This is a genomic window from Prevotella merdae, assembly GCF_900290275.1.
GTDB classification, from domain to species: domain Bacteria; phylum Bacteroidota; class Bacteroidia; order Bacteroidales; family Bacteroidaceae; genus Prevotella; species Prevotella merdae.
In genome coordinates this window covers 240,855-261,629 of sequence record NZ_LT985324.1, presented here as the reverse complement: position 1 = coordinate 261,629, position 20,775 = coordinate 240,855, and the positions used below count along the sequence as shown (strand labels likewise).

Here is a 20,775-nt window from a genome sequence, read left to right as displayed (position 1 = left end):
GGTTAAGACAGAAGAAAGAATACTGAATACATATATATATAATGTATATACTAAACAAATTATGAAAGCATTAAAAACATCTATAATAGCTTGCGCAGCACTTCTCTCTCTCGGCAGCTGCGACTTCCTCGACAAGGAGCCAACCATCACCACGTCCGGAAGTTACTTTAACAACGAGTCAGAGGCTGAGTCGTTCCTCAGCGGCATCTATGCCACTTTAACACAGCCTACATTCTATGGCAACCAGTACTTCTACCTTGCAGGTGGCGACGATCTTGAAGCATATGGCGGTTCGGGTCGTGCTCCATCAAATGCAGGTATGATTTGTAACAACGCTACAACCAGTGACCCTTACGTAGCTGGCTTGTGGTACACACTCTACAACGGTATCGACCGCGCCAACACTATGTTGGAGAATCTGCCTAAGGTACCAGGTTTGAGCGAGGCAAAGAACAAGTTGTTTACTGCACAGACACGCTTCTTGCGCGCATTCTACTACTTCAACCTTGTACAGTGCTGGGGTGATGTGCCTTTCAAGACCACGTCTACACAGACAGTAGAAGGATTGCAGATAGCACGCACACCAAGAGCAGAGATATACGACTTTATCTGCAAGGAGATGGACGAGGCAGCTAACGACCTTCCAACAGCAGCAGAATTGAGCTATCTGCCAGGTAGCGTGTCGAAGTCGGCAGCATGGGGTATCCTTGCACGTGTATATATGTTCCGTGCAGGCGAGCACTTCCGCGAGAACAAGACAGCTAACGATGCCGAGATAAAGGGCTACTTTACAAAGGCCGACGAGTATGCCAAGAAGGTTATGGGCGAAGGTCATGGTCTTGCACCTAAATATTGGGACTTCTTTATCGACCAGTGCTCTGACAAGTATAATACTACTGGTAAGGAGAGCATTTGGGAAGCTGAGTTTGCAGGTAACTATACTACCGACATCATCAGCGAGGGTCGTACTGGCAACATCATCGGAATCCAGGCTCCAGACCTTTCTAAGGACGAGTCGCTTGTAGGCAAATCAGACCCAGGTTATGGATATGCCTTCTTCTGGAGCACACCTAAGCTCTACGAGTTGTACGAGGCAAACGGCGACATCGACCGTATGAACTGGAACATTGCTCCATTTACATACACTCAGTCGGTTAGCGGTAAGGGTGTTGATGGCCGTATGTTTGAGTTTGGCAAGCTTGCTGAGGTAAAGGGTCAGTATTGGGACAAGTCGTACCAGTATGGCGAAGGTGTTATTCTTGATGCAAAGAAAAACGTAACAAAGGGCGACTGCGAGAAGACAACAGCATCAGAGAATTACGACCGCTCATGTGCCAAGTGGCGTCGCGAGTACGAGTCGGAAGGCTTGAAGAAGAACAAGAACTTCACCTCAATCAACTTCCCTATCTTGCGCTACTCTGACGTATTGCTTATGGTAGCCGAGTGTGAGAACGAGATTAACGGTGCTCCAACACAGCTGGCTTACGACTGCATCAACGAGGTTCGCAAGCGTGCCAACATCACAACAATCCCTGACATGTCAATGAATACAGAGACATTCCGCAAGGCAGTTAAGGACGAGCGCGCTATGGAGCTTTGCTTCGAGATGACACGTCGTTGGGACCTTATACGTTGGGGCGAGTTTGTTCCTACAATGAACGCACTTGTATCACGTGCCAAGGCAGGTACCAACTGGAAGTTCGGTCCAAGCAACGTATTCAACTACTTCAATGTATCTGACGCTTACCTCTACTTCCCAATTCCTTCGAGCGAGATGGCTGTTAACAAGCTTATCACATCTAACAACCCAGGTTGGTAATAAACTTAAGCGGGCTACGGTATAAAAAGCCGTAGCCTGCGAAAGCAAAAATCATAATATCTAAACAATTTTAAAACAATGAAACGAATTAAATATTATATATTCCTCCTCTTGGGCATGGCGTCGCTGGCAAGCTGCAGCGACGAGCTTAAGGAAAACGTATCGATGAATGTCGGCGTTCAGACTGAGGAAGGCGTAACCGTTCAGGGCAATGAGGTTACTGTAAAGGCAGGTACACCAGTTGTATTCAACATCTCTGGCGATCCTGACAACATCTCATTCTGGAGTGGTGAGGAAGGTAGCGCATATGCCAACAAAGACCGTATTGTAGTAGACGCAAACGAAGTAGAGTCGTCAACACTCCACTTCAAGATATGGGCACGTTATGGAAATGGCGATTGCACAAAGGATGTTCTACATATGTATATGTCGGAAAACTTCCCTGGTATTGCAGGCAACGACTTTGAGGCAGATGCTAAGCTTATGAACGAATTCCAATGGACCGACTTTGCATCAAGACTTACCGACAAGGACGGAAAGAACATCACACTACCACAGGCTCCTGTAGGCAACATCAAACAGGCTCCAGAATACTCGGTAAACATCACCGACTTGCTTGGCAAGCGAATTGCTTTTGCATTCCACTACCAAGGCTTGAAGAATACAGCAGCACAGCCACGCTTTGAGTTCAGCCAGTTCTATATCGAGAACAAGATGAAGAACGGTACAACATCTAAGCTCTACGCTGGCGACTTAGGCTTTACTCCTATCAACATGCAGTGCAAGGAAAACCTTGAGGACCAGAGAGCAATGACAACAAACCGTGAGTATGGCTCGGTTACCAACAACGTGAGCGGTATATGGAACCTAACAGACATCAAGAATGGTAACTTCGCTATCCACAGCTCAGCTGCCAACAAGGCTTTGAAGAACTCATGGCTTGTATCTAACCTCTTTGTAGCCAACGCTTGCTCACCAGACAAGGGCTTGACAGTAAAGAACATGAGCCAGAGCACAGATTCGTACAAATATACTTACACAAAGCCGGGTAAGTATACTGCAACCTTCATCGGTACAAACAGCAACTACAAGCATGAGTCGCGTGTTATACGCGAATTGACTATCAATGTGTTGCCTAAAGAATAGGCAGATATAAACAATACGCCCCGAAGGGGCAGAAGCACATAGGAGGATGTGTCAAAATGGAAGTAAAAGGAAGTTGGGTACAGCCCGAAGTTATCAGAAGTTATCGGACATAAGCATAAATTGCTGAAAACAAAGCATTTGTCAGTTAACTTCCATCCATCGTAGATGGATTAACTTCTTCTTAACTTCCGATAACTCCTTTTTGACACACTCTCGATAGATATATCTCAGAGCGCAGCGCCCTGTAAGGGCAGAAGCGTTAAAGTATATAATGCTTTTGCCCTTACAGGGCGTTATGTTTAGTAAATGCTTTAACCAAGAGTGTTGCCCTGGGCTAAGCGCAGATTGGGTTTTCAGCCCGTTGTGCCGTCATTGACGGTACAGATATTAAATGTTATCTAAAAACCAATAATACTAATATGAATCAAAAAACTAAAAGTAGAATCTTAGCCGCTTTTGTTGGTATGGCAGGTCTATCTGTTTGCCAGAATGCAGCAGCTCAGATGTACGACGACCCTCGTATGTTCTCTTTTGAGAAACAAACAGAGTTGCAGTTCATCTCTGCTGAAAAGTCGGCTGTAGAGCTTAGCGGCACCCACTTTAAGAACGGCAACAAGTCGCTTCAGTGGACATTCCAGCCGGGAGCATCGCTCCATATAAAAAAGGACCTTCAATTTGAGCCAAAGATTCAAGGCGGTCGCGATAACTATCTCGCTGCTTTCATTGTTTGGATATACAACGAGACACCAGCACCTGGCAAGCAGATTCAGGTAAACTTCCTTAAAGACGGCAAGCAGTGTACTACATTCCCTATAAACATCAACTTCAAGGGTTGGCGTGGTGTTTGGGTGTGCTACGAGCGCGATATGAAGGGCAAACCACAGGTTGGCATGAACGAGATTCGTATCGATGCGCCCGACGTAAAGGGTAAGCTCTACTTCGACCACCTTATAACAGCAATCAAGGTTGACCCACGTCAGCAGACAGCCGACGAGCAAGTTCCTTTCGTAAACGTACGCTCAACCAACCACTGGTTGCAGGTTAGAAAGTTCTACAACATACAGCCTGATATCGAACTGATACCTCTTACCGACCAACATCGTGCAGAGATAAAGGTTATCGAACAGCGTTTCCGCGATATTATCTACACACCTGCCAAGCTTTATCCTAAGCAGATGAACGAGATTCGCGCAAAGTTTGCCAAGTATGGCATCAGCAAGAAGAAAGGCATTATCACCGGTAAGGCAATATGGTTTGTGCGTCATGCCGAGGCATACGAGCGTATGATATCACCTTGGGACAAGCACATCCTGACACGTACCGGATATGAGATGACCGACTACTTCACCCTTATGCAGCGTATAGCCATAGCTTATAACAACGCTGTAGAGGATGCCGACAAGGACGAGCTTAAGAAGATGTTCCTCCTTATGTACGAGCACATCACCGATCAGGGTGTTTGCTGGGGAAGCTGCTGGGGAAACATCCACCACTATGGCTACTCAGTGCGCAACATGTATGCTGCCTACTTCCTTATGAAGAATGTATTGAAAGAGGCAGGCAAGCTGGACGAGGCTGTACAGACAATGCTTTGGTACTCGCAGACCAACGAGCTATATACAAAGCCTGTTGAGAACGGTATCGACATGGATACATTCAATACTGCATCTATCGGTTGTATGAGTTCTATCCTTCTGATGGACGACTCGCCAGAGAAGGTACGCTACTTGCGCTCTTGCGGTCGTTGGCTTGATTGGGGTTGCCGTCCTGCAAAGGGATTGGACGACTCATTTAAGATTGACGGCTCTGGCTATCATCACTGTAATAACTATCCTGGCTACTCGGTAGGTGGTTTGAACGGTGCAACTCAGATGATATACATCCTCAGCGGAACAGAGTTTGGTGTAGGACAGCTTGCTCATCAAACTGTTAAGAACGCTCTTATGGCAATGCGCTTCTTTTGCAACAAGATTCACTTCCCATTAGCTCTATCTGGCCGTCACCCTAACGGCACTGGTAAGCTTACACCTATCCATTATGCTTTCATGACATTGGCAGGTACACCTGACGGTACACAGCAGTATGACAAGGAGATGGGTAATATGTACATGCGTTTGGCAGATGGAGCCAACTCAACTCTCGACAAGAAGATGAAGCTCAAGATACAGATGCTTGGCTGTGCACCAGAAGACGATCCTCAAGGAAATCTTGCACTAAGCTATGGATGTACATCAGTACAACGTCGCGACAACTGGTCGGCTGTTGTACGTGGAACAAGCCGTTATCTGTGGGGAGCAGAGCACTATGTAGGCGAGAACCTATATGGTCGTTACCTTGGTTACGGCAGTATGCAGATACTCACCGCTCCTAAGGGCGAGAATGTAACACCAAAGTCAAGCGGTTGGGTACAGAATGGTTTCGACTGGAACCACATTTCTGGCACAACAGCAATCGTATTGCCTTTGGAAGACTTGAAGGCAAAGATTCGCAACGTGGACATTTCATCAGGTGTTGAGGAGATGCTCTACTCGGACGAGGCTTTTGCTGGTGGTTTGTCACAGCGCGGTGTTAACGGCAACTTCGGTATGAAGCTGCACGAGCACGACAAATATAACGGTTCGATGCGCGCACGCAAGTCGTACCACTTCTTCGACAATACTATCGTTTGTCTTGGTACTGGCATTGAGAACATCGTTGACCAGCATCCTACAGAGACTACAGTATTCCAGGTTGCTGCTACCGACTCTAAGGCAGAGAACTACTGGAAGGATTATAAGGTAGGTGATGGAAAGTCATGGCTTGACAACCTTGGCACTGGCTACTATACACCACAGCCAGTAAAGTTCTCAGGTTTGGTTAAGCAGGAATCGCGTACAGAAGATACCGACAAGCCAACTGAGGGAATGTGGGCATCGCTCGTATTCGACCATGGCAAGGCACCTAAGAACGCTTCGTACGAGTATGCTGTTATACCTAACACAACTCGCGAGCAGATTGATGCCTTTGCAGCAGCACCTACGTATAAGGTATTGCGTGCCGACAACCAGGCTCACATCGTAAGCTCGGACGCTACTCACACTGTATCGTACGTTCTCTTCGAAACTCCTAAGGATATGCTTCCTGGAGGTCCGCTGTTGAAGACAGACACTACATGTTTGGCAATGGTACGTATGGTTAGCGCAAAGAAGATGCTTCTGACAGTAGCACAGCCAGACCTTGCATTGTATCGCGGTCCAAGCGACGACGTATACAAGGATGGCAAGCGTGTTGAGCGCAGTGTATACAGCCGCCCATGGCGTCATAACCCAAGCTTGGAGATTCCGGTTCGCGTAACATTGTTGGGCAAGTGGAACTTCGAAGGCAACGAGGCTATAAAGCTCGTTGAGCAGACAAACAAGACAACAACAATAGAGTTTGTATGTAAGGACGGACTTAGCTTCAATGTTGAGCTTGAGAAATAATAAATAATGTAGGAGGTACATCTTTTAGGCATACAGCTATATAAAGAAAACTTACGTGGAGGAGTGTCAGATAACTCCTATTCTGACACTCCCCCATCTATAAATAGAAATTTAATAAAAACTAATAACAAAACAAATGAATAACATTAACAAGACAATCGCTGCCCTATTCATGGCAGCAACATTCCTCCCGATGTCTGCACAGACAACAGCCAAGAAAGAGTGCTGCAAGCAGAAGACAGAATGCAGCAAGAAAAAATGCTGCAAGACTGGCTGCGAGAAGATGAAAGAGCGTATGGACAAGTTGGCAAGCGACGATGTAAACTTTGCCACTCGTCAGTATACATTGATGCTCGACCAGGTAGGTCGCAAGGGTAAGGTAAACAACCCACGTACTATCGACAAGATGGGTCGTTTGGTATGTGTTCCTATCGACGACTGGTGTTCAGGCTTCTTTGCAGGCGACCTCTGGGAAATGTACAAGCTTACAAACGACAAGCAGTGGGCAGAGCAGGCAAAACGCTTTACCGAGAACCTCGACTCTATACAGTACCTTACATGGCACCACGACGTAGGCTTCATGATTGGCAGCAGCTACCTTAACGGTTATCGCATCAACCCAACAAAGGCTTACAAGAAGGTTATCGTTCAGACAGCTAAGTCGCTCAGCACACGTTTCCGCAAGGGAGCTGGCGTTATTCAGTCATGGAACGTAGACCGCGGATGGCAGTCGAAGCGTGGATGGACATGTCCTGTTATCATCGACAACATGATGAACCTTGAGCTTTTGTTCGAGGCTACAAAGCTTAGCGGTGACTCTACATATTGGAAGGTTGCTACAAGCCATGCAGACGCAACCTTGAAGAATCACTTCCGTGAGGATGGCAGTTGCTACCACGTAATCGACTACAATCCAAATACTGGTGAGGTTTTACACAAGCACACAGCCCAGGGTTATGCTCATGAGAGTGTATGGGCACGCGGTCAGGCATGGGCTATCTATGGCTTCACAGTATGCTACCGCTATACCAAGGACAAGAAGTATCTCGACCAGGCTGTACGTACACTCAACATGATGTTGCGTCATCCGAACATGCCAAACGACCTTGTTCCTTACTGGGATCTCAACGCTCCTAATATTCCTAACGAGCCACGCGACGTTTCTACAGCAGCTTGTATCGCTTCAGCTCTGTACGAGATGGACAAGTACTTGCCAGAGAATGGCTATCATGCTCTTGCCGACCGCATCATGACATCTCTCTCATCACCAGCTTACCTTGCTGAGCTTGGAAAGAACGGTTGCTGGTTGCTTATGCACTCAGTAGGAAGTATTCCTCACGGTGCCGAGATTGACGTTCCTCTGAACTATGCTGACTACTACTTCTTGGAGGCATTGAACAGAAGATAATATCAAAACAAAGAGGGTGTGTCAAAATAGGAGTTAACGGAAGTTTGGGCTTCGCCCGAAGTTAACGGAAGTTAGCGGACATATGTATAAATTGCTAAAAATAAAGCATTTGTCTGTTCGCTCGGCTTTGCCGCTTGCCTTAGCAAGAACTACCATCCTTCGTAGATGGATTAACTTCTTCTTAACTTCCTCTAACTCCTATTTTGACACACCCTCTTTTCTCATTACTACTAATTATGAAAAGAATCTTTCCATTAATCATTGCGGCTCTATCCGCCACAACTTCTCTTAATGCACAGAACACTCCGGCATGGGACAAGTTTGTGAACAATGCTGATGACAATGTTTTGCTCGACTTCTCGTATGCAGGATACGACCACGGCAAGACATTGCCAGACTATGAAAGCGATGTGAATGTACTTGCCAATAAGCTTGGCTATAAAATATATAATGTAAAAGACTACGGTGCTATACCTGACGACGGCAAGTCGGACCGTGCTGCTGTAGAAGCTATCATTAATAAAATAGGTAGAGGTAAACCTAATGCCAAAGCCATTATCTACTTCCCAGAGGGCGAATATATCCTACATACAGAAGAGGATGATGTAAAGGATAGTAAGACAGGCAATATGAAGTCGGAGACTATCAACCTTGTTATGGGGCATGTAATCATAAAAGGTGCAGGACGCGACAAGACCTTCCTTACAATGGGAGCTCCAATGAAAACCCCAACTCCTAAAACTTTGTACAGTTCGCAGGTGATGCTATCCATCCGTCACAATGGTGGAGGCGACAAGACTTTTCTTGCCAATGTAAAGAGTTCGGCAAAGAAGGGCGATATGTCTATAGAGGTAGACGACGCATCGAAGCTTAAGGTAGGCGACTGGATAAAGCTGTATATGAAGAATGCAGACAATAAGGTTATCAATGAAGAACTTTGTGGCAAGAAACTTCAGGCTTCAATGTCAAACCTGAAATCGGGTGTTGAGGTGATAGACCGTCATCAGATAAAGTCGATCGATGACAATCGCATTACATTCGAGGAACCAATGCACCATGCAGTTAATCCGGATTATGGATGGACCATAATATCATACTCGCACTATGAGGAATCGGGTGTAGAAGACCTAACATTCAGAGGTAACTGCAAACCAAACTTTGTACACCATGGTTCATGGGAGGACGACGGTGGATATAAGCCTCTTAACTTTATGCGAATGGTAAACTCATGGGTTCGCCGTGTAGACTTTGAAAGTGTTAGCGAGGGTATGACGTTTGCCGAATGTTCCAACTGCTTTATGCTTGATTCTGAATTCAGCGGCAACCGCGGTCATTCATCTGTACGTATGCAGAACTCGGCACATGGATTAATTGGCATGGTTAGCGACCACACCGACGGATACCTTACATCAGACACTAAGTTTGAGAACTATATGGAGAATCTTGGACAGTTCCATGCCTGTGGTATCTCAAAACAAAGTATCGGCAATGTTATATGGCGCTGCACATGGGGTGACGATGGCTGCTTTGAAGCTCATGCCACTCAGCCACGTGCTTCACTAATAGACTATTGCACTGGCGGATTTATGCAGAACCGTATGGGTGGCGACATATCACAGTTGCCTAACCATCTTGACGACCTTATAGTATGGAACTTCAATTGTCTTGCCACAAGCCCTACAGATCCTAACCCGTACAACTGGTGGTCTACAAATGTATGGAATGGTTGGAACAAGATATTGCCTCCTACATTTGTTGGTTTCCATGGCAAGAGCATCAACTTCAAGGAAAGCGAGATGAAGCTTAACGAGAATCAGGGCAAGGAAGTGTTGCCAGGCTCACTCTATGAGGCTCAGTTGGCAAAACGTCTTGGTTATACTCCACAGTGGATTACCGATGCCAAGAATATTGCAAACGGTATCAACAACATCCTTATTGTAAAGGACAAAAAGACTTCGAAGACTTACGGCCTTGATGGTGTAGAAGTGGGAGAAGGATATAAGGGAGTTGTTGTGAAAAACGGAAAGAAGATTGTAAAATAATATAAGTTTCGCAAGCGAAAGTAGTTATTGGAAGTTATATGAAGATAACTCGCTTCGCTTGTGAATTTAACGGACAAATATTATGAAGAAATTAGTCTCTTTACTATTTGCGGCACTATCAGCTACCGCAACCATCCATGCCCAGGACACACCGGCATGGCAGAAGTTTGTAAACAAGGCAGACGACAATGTGCTGCTCGATTTCTCGTATGCAGGTTACAATCACGGATTGTCGTTGCCTGCTGACGGTGACGTGGAGACACTTGCCAAGAAGCTTGGATATAAAATATATAATGTGTGCGACTATGGAGCTGTGCCTGATGATGGTAAGTCGGATCGTGACGCTCTGTTGAAGGTTATAAAGGCTATAGGCAACTCTAATCCAAATGCCAATGCTATAATCTACTTCCCTGAAGGCGAATTTATACTACACTCGATAGACGACGATACCTATGAGGTACAGGAAAATGGTAGCAAGAAGCAGGTATCTAACCGTATAGACATCAGCATGGGACACCTCATTATCAAGGGAGCAGGACGCGACAAGACAACACTGACAATGACTGCAGAAATGCAGCCTACAGACCCTAAGGTAATGTACAGTTCGCCACACATGATGCAGATACGTCATAATGGTGGTGGCGATAATGTGATACTTGCCAAGGTTACTGGTTCGGCAAAGAAGAACGACATGTCAATTAAGGTGGACGATGCTTCGAAGTTGCACGTAGGCGATTGGGTAAAACTGCACATGCTTAATGCCGACCAGAAAGTGATTGACGAAGAACTGCTTGGACATAAGGCGCAAGAGTCGATGACCAACCTTTTGGCTGGTGTTGAGGTGATAGACCGCCATCAGATAAAGTCGATTGAGGGTAACGTGGTAACCTTTGAAGAACCTATAATGCACGCTGTAAATGCCGACTATGGTTGGACCATCAAGACATACTCACATTATGAGGAAGTGGGCATAGAAGACCTAAAGTTCCAAGGTTACAGCACAGAATTTTTCCATCATCATGCCTCATGGAGAGACGATGGTGCCTACAAACCACTGCAGTTTACACGTTGCGTAAACTCATGGATGCGCCGTGTAGACTTTGAGAGTATAAGCGAGTGTATGACATTTCAGGACTGCGCCAACTCTCTTTGTATAGACGTTGAGATAAGCGGCAACCGCGGTCACTCGTCAGTACGTATGGCAAACTCATCACGAGGACTTATCGCCTACGTGTACGACCATAGCGACGGTTACCTTAATGCCGACACAAAATTCTTGAAACCAAGAGAAAACCTCGGTCAATATCATGCATGCGGTATATCAAAGCATAGTATAGGCAATGTGATATGGCGCTGCAAGTGGGGCGATGACGCTTGCTTTGAGAGTCATGCCACACAACCACGTGCATCACTCTTTGACCAATGTTCAGGAGGATTTATGAGATTCCGTATGGGTGGTGACAAGGCACAGATACCAAACCACTTGGACGACCTTACAATATGGAACTTCAACTGTCTTGCCACAAGTGTTCAAGACAATCCATTCAACTGGTGGGTAGAGAACACAAACAATGGTTGGTATAAGGTACTGCCTCCAACAATGGTTGGTTTCCACGGCAAGGAAGTTAAATTCCTGGAAGACCAGATGAAGCTAAACGAGAATCAAGGCGAGGAGGTAACACCAGGCTCGCTATATGTGGCTCAGATGGAACATCGCCTTGGATATATACCAGAGTGGATTACAAATGTAATAAACAATAATGGTACAGGCATAGAGACAATAACCACCACTCGCCCTGAGAACAACAAGACATACAACCTACAGGGTATTGAAGTTGGCGACAACTACAAGGGTGTGGTGATAAAGAACGGAAAGAAAATTGTGAGATAATAAACAATATCCACTTTAATATCGTGAGATATTAATAAAATAAGGATAACTAATAGAAACCGTAATTGTTATAAAACGAGTGCGGCAGGAAACAAACAATGTTCTCCTGCCGCACCTTTTTATATATATAACAATATAAGCTTAAAAAGAAACCTTCAGTCCAGTAACCTTGCTCTTAAACTCGCCTGCCTTCTGAAGCGGGAATACAAGCGTGCGCTGATAGTACATCTTGGCAGAGGGATTATACATCACAGGTTGCCAAGCTGTAGGGTCGGTGCTTTGGAAAGAGGTTAGATCTTTCTGCTGCATAGCATAGATGGCAAGTGGACCAAGCTCCTCACGCAGTTTGCCGTCAACATACAGGCAGGTCTTCTTGTTGTCGCCAGTTATGGCGATAGACACCTTCTTGCCCTTTGCTATCTTATACTTAAACTTATTAAGATATCCCTCTCGCTCAAATGCGAGACATCCGTCTTGAGGGTCGGCAAGGTAGAATGTGGCATTATCAGATGTAAATAGAGGTGTGCCCTTAGCCTCATCAGCTCCATCAATAGTAAATTCAACACGATATCCATAGCCAACTTCCTTCTCACCAGTAGTCTGACCAGGACACAGATTATCTATTACAAGCATCTTGCCTTTAGGCCAACGAGCAGCCTCGTTTACAGCAGGAGCCTCGCTAAGATTTAAACGAAGGCTATCGAACTTATCGTAAGGCAGAGATGTTGCTGCTCCAGTCCAGCACTTGGTAGATAGAGTCTGCAAGGCAGGGAACAGACGGTCGTGTATATCCTTTACGGTAATGCCATTGCCTGCATGGTCGTTCCATACGGCAAACATTCCACCAAGAATAGAAGGGTCGCGCTCGTCAAACTTCTCGTCACCTATTTGAGCAGGAGTCCATGTATTGTATAACTCACGACAATTGAGGTAATCATAATAATAGCCTGCCGCAGGGACGATGTATACAAGACCGTCGGGCACACTCACCAACTTATATCCCAGACGCTTCATCTCCTTAGGATCGGCATATCCATTGTACCAGCAATGCATCATCACGTTCTGCGACTTAACCTTAGTATCGCCTTTGGCATGAGTAAGTGCTCCCCAAACAGCAGCCTGCTTGCCAAACGACTCTACATATTTAATATAGTGGTCGGTGAAGTAGCGGAACTTCTCAACCACATCCTTCTTTGCGTTAGAATATTCGTCGGTACCAATGTGAACCACCTTACCACGGAACACTGGATTCTTACCCTCAAGATACTCTTTGAACAAGCCATCAACAAACTTATAGGTCTCAGGATTGAAAAGGTCGAGGTGATCCATTCCATATTCCTTAGAGCCTATTTCTGGCTTGTAATGAGTAAAGGCAAGCGAGTGGGCAGGCACGTCAATTTCGGGAATAATATTGACGCCATACTGCTCGGCAAGCTTCTGGAGTTCAATAAACTCGGCCTTAGTATAATGTCCGTCCTTGGCTGTAAGTCCAGGATAAGTATCACATTCAAGACGGAAAGCAGCTTGCGTCTTATTCCAATCGCCATTAAAGAACTGGCGGAAACCATTATCGTTGAGATGAATCTGCAGAGTGTTCATTTTATAATAAGACATCATCTTGACAAGCGAGCGCAGATACGACATCGGGATAAACTTTCTGCCACAATCCATCATAAAGCCACGCAAGCCATATTCGGGCACATCAACAGCAACGCCTTTAGGTAAGGCTGCCGAATGGTTCTGCTCGCTAAGTTGAAGCACGGTGCGAGTTCCCCATACAAGTCCTTCTACCGTAGAAGCTGTTATGGTTGTAACATCGCTGATATCAAGACGATAGCCTTCAGTGCCCAATAGTTTGTCGGCCTTTAGCACTAAGACGATGTCGCCAGTAGATGGTTTTCCTGTCTTAGGCGTAAGAGAGTTGCCAACAAGACTGTGATAGTCGGCAGCAAAGACTTGTGCAACCTTCTCGGCTTGCTTGCCACCTTTGACAATATACTTGCCAGATGGTGCAAACATACCATCTGCCCCACTCCACTGCTTAAGTTCGGGCACGACAAAGGGTTTCTCGTTTATAGCTGCCCAACCAAGAGAGAGAGCAAAGCTGCAACAAGCAGTCAAGAACAGGCGCTTGACATTAATTAGATTTTTGATCATAGATAAAGTGTTTGTTAATAAATTGTTGTGGTGCAAAGGTACATGAAATATCGTGGTCAACACCACACCTCGTCATTAAATATCATTAATTAGGTGTATATCTGAAAACTTTTCCGTAACTTTGCACGGATATAGCTATATTTGATATGAACAAGAGATCCAATACATCGATTCAAATGATTGCCGACTATGAGGGTGACGTAACGAACATGTTAAACGTACACGTAGATGGCGAAATACCAATACTTGCTACCCGCAACATGGCTTTGTTCCCGGGAGTGATAGCGCCTGTTATCATAGGCAGAAAGCAGAGCCTTAGCTTGCTCCGCAAAATTCGCAAAAACCAAGATACCGCATTTGCCGTATTCTGTCAGAAAGACCAAGAAGTTGAACACCCTGGCGAGAACGACCTTTTCAGCTATGGCGTTTATGCCAAACTGGTGAAGGTGCTTGAGATGCCTGGACCTAGCAACAACCATACTGCTATAATACAGGCACTTGGACGCTGCAAACTTAAGCGCGTCACACGCACATCACCATTTATGTTGGCCGAGGTTACACAGGCAATGGAGGAAATGCCAAGCGCTAAGGATACTGAGTTTAAGACGGCCATGGAAGACCTTCGCTCTATAACACTCAACTACATACGTCAGAATGAGGACTTGCCTGACGAGTCGCAGTTTGCACTCAACAATATCTCTAACGACATTATTGCCGTTGACTTTGTGTGCACCAACCTGCCATTCGACATTAAAGACAAGGAGGAACTTATTGCCACAAATAGCTTTAAGGACCGTGTTATAGGCACACTGCGTGTACTGCACAAGGAACTACAGCTGCTTGAACTTAAACAGAACATCCGCTCGAAAACCAGAGAGGATCTCGACGAACAACAGCGTGAATACTTCCTACAACAACAAATAAAGAACATTAAAGAGGAACTTGGCAATGGCGATGGATCACCAGAGCGCAAGGAACTTGAGGAGAAAGCAAAGAACAAAAAATGGCCTGAGGAGATAGGCAAGGTATTTAAGAAGGAGCTTGACAAGCTGGATATGTTTAACCCACAGAGTCCGGAGTACAGCATCCAGTTTAACTATCTCCAGACAATGACCAATCTGCCTTGGGGCGAATATACAACTGACAACCTTGACCTAAAGCGTGCACAGCGCATACTGAACAACGACCACTACGGTATGGAGAAGGTCAAGGAACGTATCCTTGAATATATGGCTGTGCTTAAGCTTAGAGGCGACCTAAAATCGCCAATCATTTGTCTCTATGGTCCTCCGGGAGTTGGTAAGACTTCACTCGGCAAGAGCATAGCATCGGCAATGAAACGCAAGTATGTACGCATGTCATTAGGTGGTCTGCACGATGAGAGTGAGATTAGAGGTCATCGCCGCACATACGTAGGAGCTATGCCTGGACGTATAATAAAGAATATACAAAAGGCAGGTTCGTCTAACCCCGTGTTTATACTTGACGAGATAGACAAGGTAACACAGAACACCGTAAACGGCGACCCATCATCGGCTTTGCTCGAAGTGCTCGACCCAGAGCAGAACAACGCCTTCCACGACAACTATCTTGACGTAGACTATGACCTCTCTAAGGTGCTGTTCATAGCTACAGCCAACGACCTCGGTTCTATTCCACGTCCGTTGCTCGACCGTATGGAGCTGATTGAGGTTAGCGGATACATAACAGAGGAGAAAATAGAGATTGCCAAGCGTCACCTTATACCGCGCGAGATAGACAACTGCGGTTTGGACGAGAAGGGTGCAAAGCCTACATTCAACAAGGCCGCTATTGAAAAGATAGTTGAACAGTACACACGCGAGAGTGGTGTGCGCCAACTTGAGAAGCAGGTGAACAAAGCTCTACGCAAACTTGCCTATAAGAAGGCATTAGACAGAACATTGCCATATGAGAAGATAACACCTAACGAAATAGAGGACCTTCTTGGAAAGCCACCTTTCTATCGCGATATCTATCAGGGCAACGATTATGCAGGAGTGGTTACTGGCTTGGCATGGACAAGCGTTGGCGGAGAGATTCTATTTATAGAGACATCTCTGAGCAAGGGCAAGGCAGGCAAGCTTACACTGACAGGAAACCTTGGCGACGTAATGAAGGAGTCGGCTGTTATAGCCTTGGAATATGTTAAGGCTCACATTGATACGCTTGGTGTAGACTATCGCATCTTCGACAACTGGAACATCCATATCCACGTGCCCGAAGGAGCTACACCAAAGGATGGTCCATCGGCTGGCATTACAATAGCTACATCTATTGCCTCGGCAATAACACAACGCAAGGTGCGCAAGAACACAGCCATGACTGGCGAGATTACTCTGCGTGGAAAAGTTCTGCCTGTTGGAGGCATTAAGGAGAAGATTCTGGCTGCCAAGCGAGCCGGCATTACTGATATCGTAATGTGTCGCGACAATCGTAAGGACATTGAGGAAATTCCAGAGATCTACCGCAAAGGTGTAGAATTCCACTACGTTGAGAACGTACAGGACGTATGGCGCTTTGCCCTGACCGATGAGATTGTAGACAACCCCATTAGTTTTAAAATTGAAGAAGAAAAGAAATGACATTTGAACTGCAACACACCGACCCGTACAGCGACGCACGTACCGGACTGATAACCACTGACCATGGACAGATAAAGACACCTATCTTTATGCCCGTAGGCACAGTAGGTTCGGTCAAGGGTGTACACTTTCAGGAACTGCGCGAGCAAGTGAAGGCACAGATAATATTAGGCAACACCTATCACCTTTACTTACGTCCGGGTCTTGACACCCTACGCAAGGCTGGAGGTCTGCACAAGTTTAATACATGGGACCGTCCTATTCTTACCGACTCGGGTGGTTTCCAGGTATTCTCGCTTACTGGTATACGCAAACTTCGTGAAGAAGGTTGCGAGTTTCGTTCGCATATAGATGGCTCTAAGCACATCTTTACACCAGAGAACGTGATGGATACCGAGCGCATCATAGGTGCCGACATAATGATGGCATTCGACGAGTGTCCTCCAGGTGAGAGCGATTACGAATATGCCAAGAAGAGCCTTGGCATGACACAACGCTGGCTTGATCGTTGCATAAAACGCTTTAACGAGACAGAACCTCTATATGGACACAAGCAAAGCCTCTTCCCTATCGTACAGGGATGCAAGTATAAAGACCTACGCCGTGAGGCTGCAAAATATGTAGCTGACAAGGGAGCCGACGGCAATGCTATCGGCGGTCTTGCTGTAGGCGAGCCTACAGAGGTGATGTACGAGATGATTGAAGTAGTTAACGAGATTCTGCCTAAAGACAAACCACGCTATCTTATGGGTGTAGGTACACCACAGAACATCCTTGAAGCCATTGAGCGAGGAGTAGACATGTTCGACTGCGTTATGCCTACCCGCAACGGACGCAATGCTATGCTCTTTACCTACAACGGCACTATGAACATGCGCAACAAGAAGTGGGAGGACGACTTCTCGCCTATCGACCCAGACGGATGCGATGTAGACCGCATACATACTAAGGCATATCTGCACCACCTGTTTAAGGCACAAGAGCTACTCGCTATGCAGATAGCAAGCATACACAACCTTGCCTTCTACCTGCGACTGGTGACTGATGCCAGAAAGCACATCGAGCAAGGCGACTTTGTACAGTGGAAACGTAGCGTTATAGACAATCTCGGAAGGAGAATATAACAAATGAAAAGAAAGAACATAAGGCGACTGCGCCACCTTCTGCATATCTTGCGTTGGTGGCGCGAGCACACAATAGTATTGCGCCGCGCTATGGCTTGGATAGCTAAGAAACTGGGATTTCTCAGATTCCTTGGCTATATCAACCCGCTACGCTATATCAAAGTGCTCGACTGGTACATCATACGCAAATTTATCGGCACGTACATCTACTCAATCGCGCTGATTATTTCCATATCAATAGTGTTTGACGTAAACGAGAACCTTGCCAAGTTCTCGCAGTACCATGCCCCACTCAAGGCTGTGGTGTTCGACTACTATGCCAATTTCGTGCCCTACTTCGCCAACCTGTTCAGCCCGTTGTTCGTGTTTATCGCCGTGATATTCTTCACGTCCAAACTGGCTTCTAATTCGGAGATTATCTCCATGCTTGCAGCCGGCGTGTCGTTCAAGCGACTGATGCGTCCTTATATGATTTCGTGTGTGCTCATCTCCACACTATCGTTCTTCCTCAGTGCCTACATCATACCGCATGGTACTGTCATCCGACAGAACTTCGAAACAATGTACAAGAACAAGAAGAAGAACACATCTGCCGATAATGTTATGCTTCAGGTGGATCGTGGTGTAATAGCCTACATACAGCACTACGACAACAACATGAAGAAGGGTTATGGATTCTCGCTCGACAAGTTCGAGAACAAGAAACTCGTGAGCCACATGACGGCTATGGAGGCACAATACGACACCATAAGTGACTCGAAGTATCACTGGACTCTTGCCAACTGGAAGGTACGCGAACTACGCGGTCTGAAAGAACACATAACAAGTGGAGCCCAACGCGACACGGTTATAATGATGGAACCAACCGACCTTGTCTATTCTAAAGGTCAGCAAGAAACATTCACAAGTCCTGAGCTAAAAGAGTATATCTCCAAGCAAATGAACCGTGGTAGCAGCAATGTGGTGCAGTATCAAGTGGAATACCACAAGCGTATAGCCTCATCGTTTGCCTCGTTCATACTTACTACTATCGGCCTGTCGCTATCTTCGCGCAAGCGCAAGGGCGGTATGGGTATGTATCTAGGTATAGGCTTGGCACTAAGCTTTGGATATATAATGCTTCAGACGGTGTCGTCGACGTTTGCCATCAATGCAAACACGCCACCTATAATAGCAGCATGGATTCCTAACATCATTTTTGCCATTGTAGCTTATTTCTGCTACAAGAAGGCACCAAATTGACGCCTATGCGTCAATTTGGAATTTTTAAATTCAAAAATCGATAATGTATTTCGACGAAACACAACTCAACGACCACGTGCTCGACGCATTGTATGACATGCGTTTTGACAAATGCACGCCTATTCAGGAAAAATGTATACCGCCAATCCTCGAAGGTCGCGACCTTCTTGGTGTTGCACAAACAGGTACTGGCAAGACCGCTGCCTATCTACTCCCTATACTCTCTAAATTAGACGACGGTGGATATCCGTCTGACGCTATCAACTGCGTTATCATGAGTCCGACACGCGAGCTGGCACAACAGATAGACCAGGCAATGCAGGGCTTTGGCTATTACCTCTCTGGAGTGAGTAGTGTAGCTGTATATGGTGGCAATGATGGCAACCGATACGACCAAGAACTAAAGAGTTTTCAGATGGGTGCCGATGTGGTGATAGCCACACCAGGACGTCTGATAAGTCACATATCACTTGGTTCGGCCGACCTTAGCAAGGTATCATTCTTTGTACTCGACGAGGCCGACCGTATGCTTGATATGGGATTTGCCGAGGATATAAAGATGATAGCAAGCAAGCTGCCATCAACATGCCAAACCATTATGTTCTCGGCTACAATGCCAGACAAGATAGAAGAGTTGGCTAAAACTCTGCTTAAGAACCCTGTAGAGGTAAAGATTGCCGTAAGCAAGCCTGCCGAAAAAATAAAGCAAAGCGCATATGTGTGCTACGAGACACAAAAGATTGGCATCATCAAGGACCTATTCCGTAAGGGCGACCTCAACCGTGTGATTGTATTCTCTGGCAAAAAGCAGAAGGTAAAGGCTATCAACCGCACACTACAACAGATGAAGATTAACTCGGGAGAGATGCACTCGGACTTGGAACAGGCAGAGCGCGACGAGATACTGTACAAGTTTAAGTCGGGCCAAATTGACGTTCTCGTAGCTACCGATATCGTAGCCCGCGGTATCGACATCGACGACATTGCTATGGTTATCAACTTTGATGTGCCACACGACCCTGAGGATTATGTTCACCGCATAGGTCGTACTGCACGTGCTCAGCGCGATGGCATAGCCATCACATTCGTTGCAGAAGACGAGATATACAGTTTCAAGCAGATAGAGAAATTCCTTGGACGTGAGGTTGAGAAAGTTGCCCTACCCGATGGAATAGGCGAAGCCCCCGACTACAATGCAGCTCCAAGCAAGTCGAAGAATGGTCGTGCAAGACGTGGACGCGGCAACAATACCAAAGAGGGCAATGCCAAGACTAATGGACGTGGACGCGGTAGAGGTCGTAGCGATAAGAATAACGTGCCGACAACAGATACTGCTACTGTAGATACAACTGTCGACAACACCCAAACAACAGACGCTCCTAACAAGACTCGCAAGCGCAAGCCTCGCCGTAAGCCTGAGAATAGCGACAATACAGGCAATGAGCGTACAGAGAACAAGCCAAAACGCAGCGAAAACGCTAACAAGAAATATGAGAACGCTAACAAGCGTAGTGAAAACGCAAGCGAAAATGGCGAAAAACCTAAGCGCAACAACCAGCAGCGTCGTCGTCAGCAGCAACGTAAACCTGGCGAAGAGCATAAACAGGGCAATCGTCAGCGAACAGATCGCAAGGAGCAACAGAACAACAAGCCGATAGCATCGGTACCAGCTGTAAAGCAGTCGAGTGCTCTGACCAAAATACTCAAGAAACCATTGACCTGGCTAAAGTCGTTGGGAAAGAAAAAATAACAATAATATTATCATTTAAATACAAATGATGGTATTATTACGATTATAAGCAATTAAAAATTGTAAATATCAAATAAACAATTAACGTCAATTACACGGACCTAACGTATAAAGTTCGTATAATTGACGTTA

11 protein-coding genes are annotated in these 20,775 nt (G+C 46.0%); 10 read left to right on the top strand and 1 reads right to left on the bottom strand.

Annotation, left to right across the window (positions count from 1 at the left end):
* Positions 1–61: 61 nt before the first annotated feature.
* The 6 genes from C9991_RS07445 to C9991_RS07420 all read left to right on the top strand — a co-directional run bounded on the left by C9991_RS07445 (position 62) and on the right by C9991_RS07420 (position 11,767).
* A complete protein-coding gene (locus C9991_RS07445) occupies positions 62–1,819 on the top strand; it encodes a RagB/SusD family nutrient uptake outer membrane protein (RefSeq protein ID WP_106811955.1) in 1,758 nt (585 codons plus the stop codon).
* Between the two features lie 78 nt (positions 1,820–1,897).
* Positions 1,898–2,965, top strand: a complete 1,068-nt coding sequence (locus tag C9991_RS07440; RefSeq protein ID WP_106811954.1) for a DUF5017 domain-containing protein — start codon at positions 1,898–1,900, stop codon at positions 2,963–2,965.
* Positions 2,966–3,429: 464 nt separating this feature from the next.
* Complete coding sequence (locus C9991_RS07435) at positions 3,430–6,426, top strand: chondroitinase family polysaccharide lyase (RefSeq protein ID WP_232823332.1); 2,997 nt, start codon at positions 3,430–3,432, stop codon at positions 6,424–6,426.
* A gap of 283 nt (positions 6,427–6,709) precedes the next feature.
* On the top strand, positions 6,710–7,834 hold the full coding sequence (locus C9991_RS07430) for a glycoside hydrolase family 88 protein (protein WP_106812774.1): 1,125 nt from the start codon (positions 6,710–6,712) through the stop codon (positions 7,832–7,834).
* A gap of 236 nt (positions 7,835–8,070) precedes the next feature.
* The gene (locus C9991_RS07425) at positions 8,071–9,876 is read left to right on the top strand and encodes a DUF4955 domain-containing protein (RefSeq protein ID WP_106811953.1); all 1,806 of its coding nucleotides are present in this window, start codon (positions 8,071–8,073) and stop codon (positions 9,874–9,876) included.
* Between the two features lie 82 nt (positions 9,877–9,958).
* Positions 9,959–11,767 (top strand): DUF4955 domain-containing protein, encoded by a 1,809-nt coding sequence (locus C9991_RS07420; RefSeq protein WP_106811952.1) that lies wholly within the window; start codon positions 9,959–9,961, stop codon positions 11,765–11,767.
* Between the two features lie 141 nt (positions 11,768–11,908).
* Here C9991_RS07420 and C9991_RS07415 read toward each other — a convergent pair whose 3' ends face one another.
* Positions 11,909–13,924 carry a beta-N-acetylhexosaminidase gene (locus C9991_RS07415; protein ID WP_106811951.1) on the bottom strand — a complete coding sequence of 672 codons (2,016 nt, stop codon included), beginning with the start codon at positions 13,922–13,924 and terminating at the stop codon, positions 11,909–11,911.
* Positions 13,925–14,070: 146 nt separating this feature from the next.
* On the opposite strand from C9991_RS07415, the gene lon reads away from it, so the two are divergent.
* Genes lon through C9991_RS07395 form a run of 4 tightly spaced genes read left to right on the top strand, consistent with a single transcriptional unit; the run spans position 14,071 to position 20,643 of the window.
* Positions 14,071–16,527: an endopeptidase La gene (gene lon / locus C9991_RS07410; protein ID WP_106811950.1), complete on the top strand. Its 2,457-nt coding sequence runs from the start codon at positions 14,071–14,073 to the stop codon at positions 16,525–16,527.
* A complete protein-coding gene (tgt, locus tag C9991_RS07405; protein ID WP_106811949.1) occupies positions 16,524–17,651 on the top strand; it encodes a tRNA guanosine(34) transglycosylase Tgt in 1,128 nt (375 codons plus the stop codon). The genes lon and tgt overlap by 4 nt, the downstream gene beginning before the upstream one ends.
* A 3-nt stretch (positions 17,652–17,654) precedes the next feature.
* Positions 17,655–18,893 carry an LptF/LptG family permease gene (locus C9991_RS07400; RefSeq protein ID WP_106811948.1) on the top strand — a complete coding sequence of 413 codons (1,239 nt, stop codon included), beginning with the start codon at positions 17,655–17,657 and terminating at the stop codon, positions 18,891–18,893.
* A gap of 43 nt (positions 18,894–18,936) precedes the next feature.
* Positions 18,937–20,643 carry a DEAD/DEAH box helicase gene (locus tag C9991_RS07395; protein ID WP_106811947.1) on the top strand — a complete coding sequence of 569 codons (1,707 nt, stop codon included), beginning with the start codon at positions 18,937–18,939 and terminating at the stop codon, positions 20,641–20,643.
* Positions 20,644–20,775: the final 132 nt, after the last annotated feature.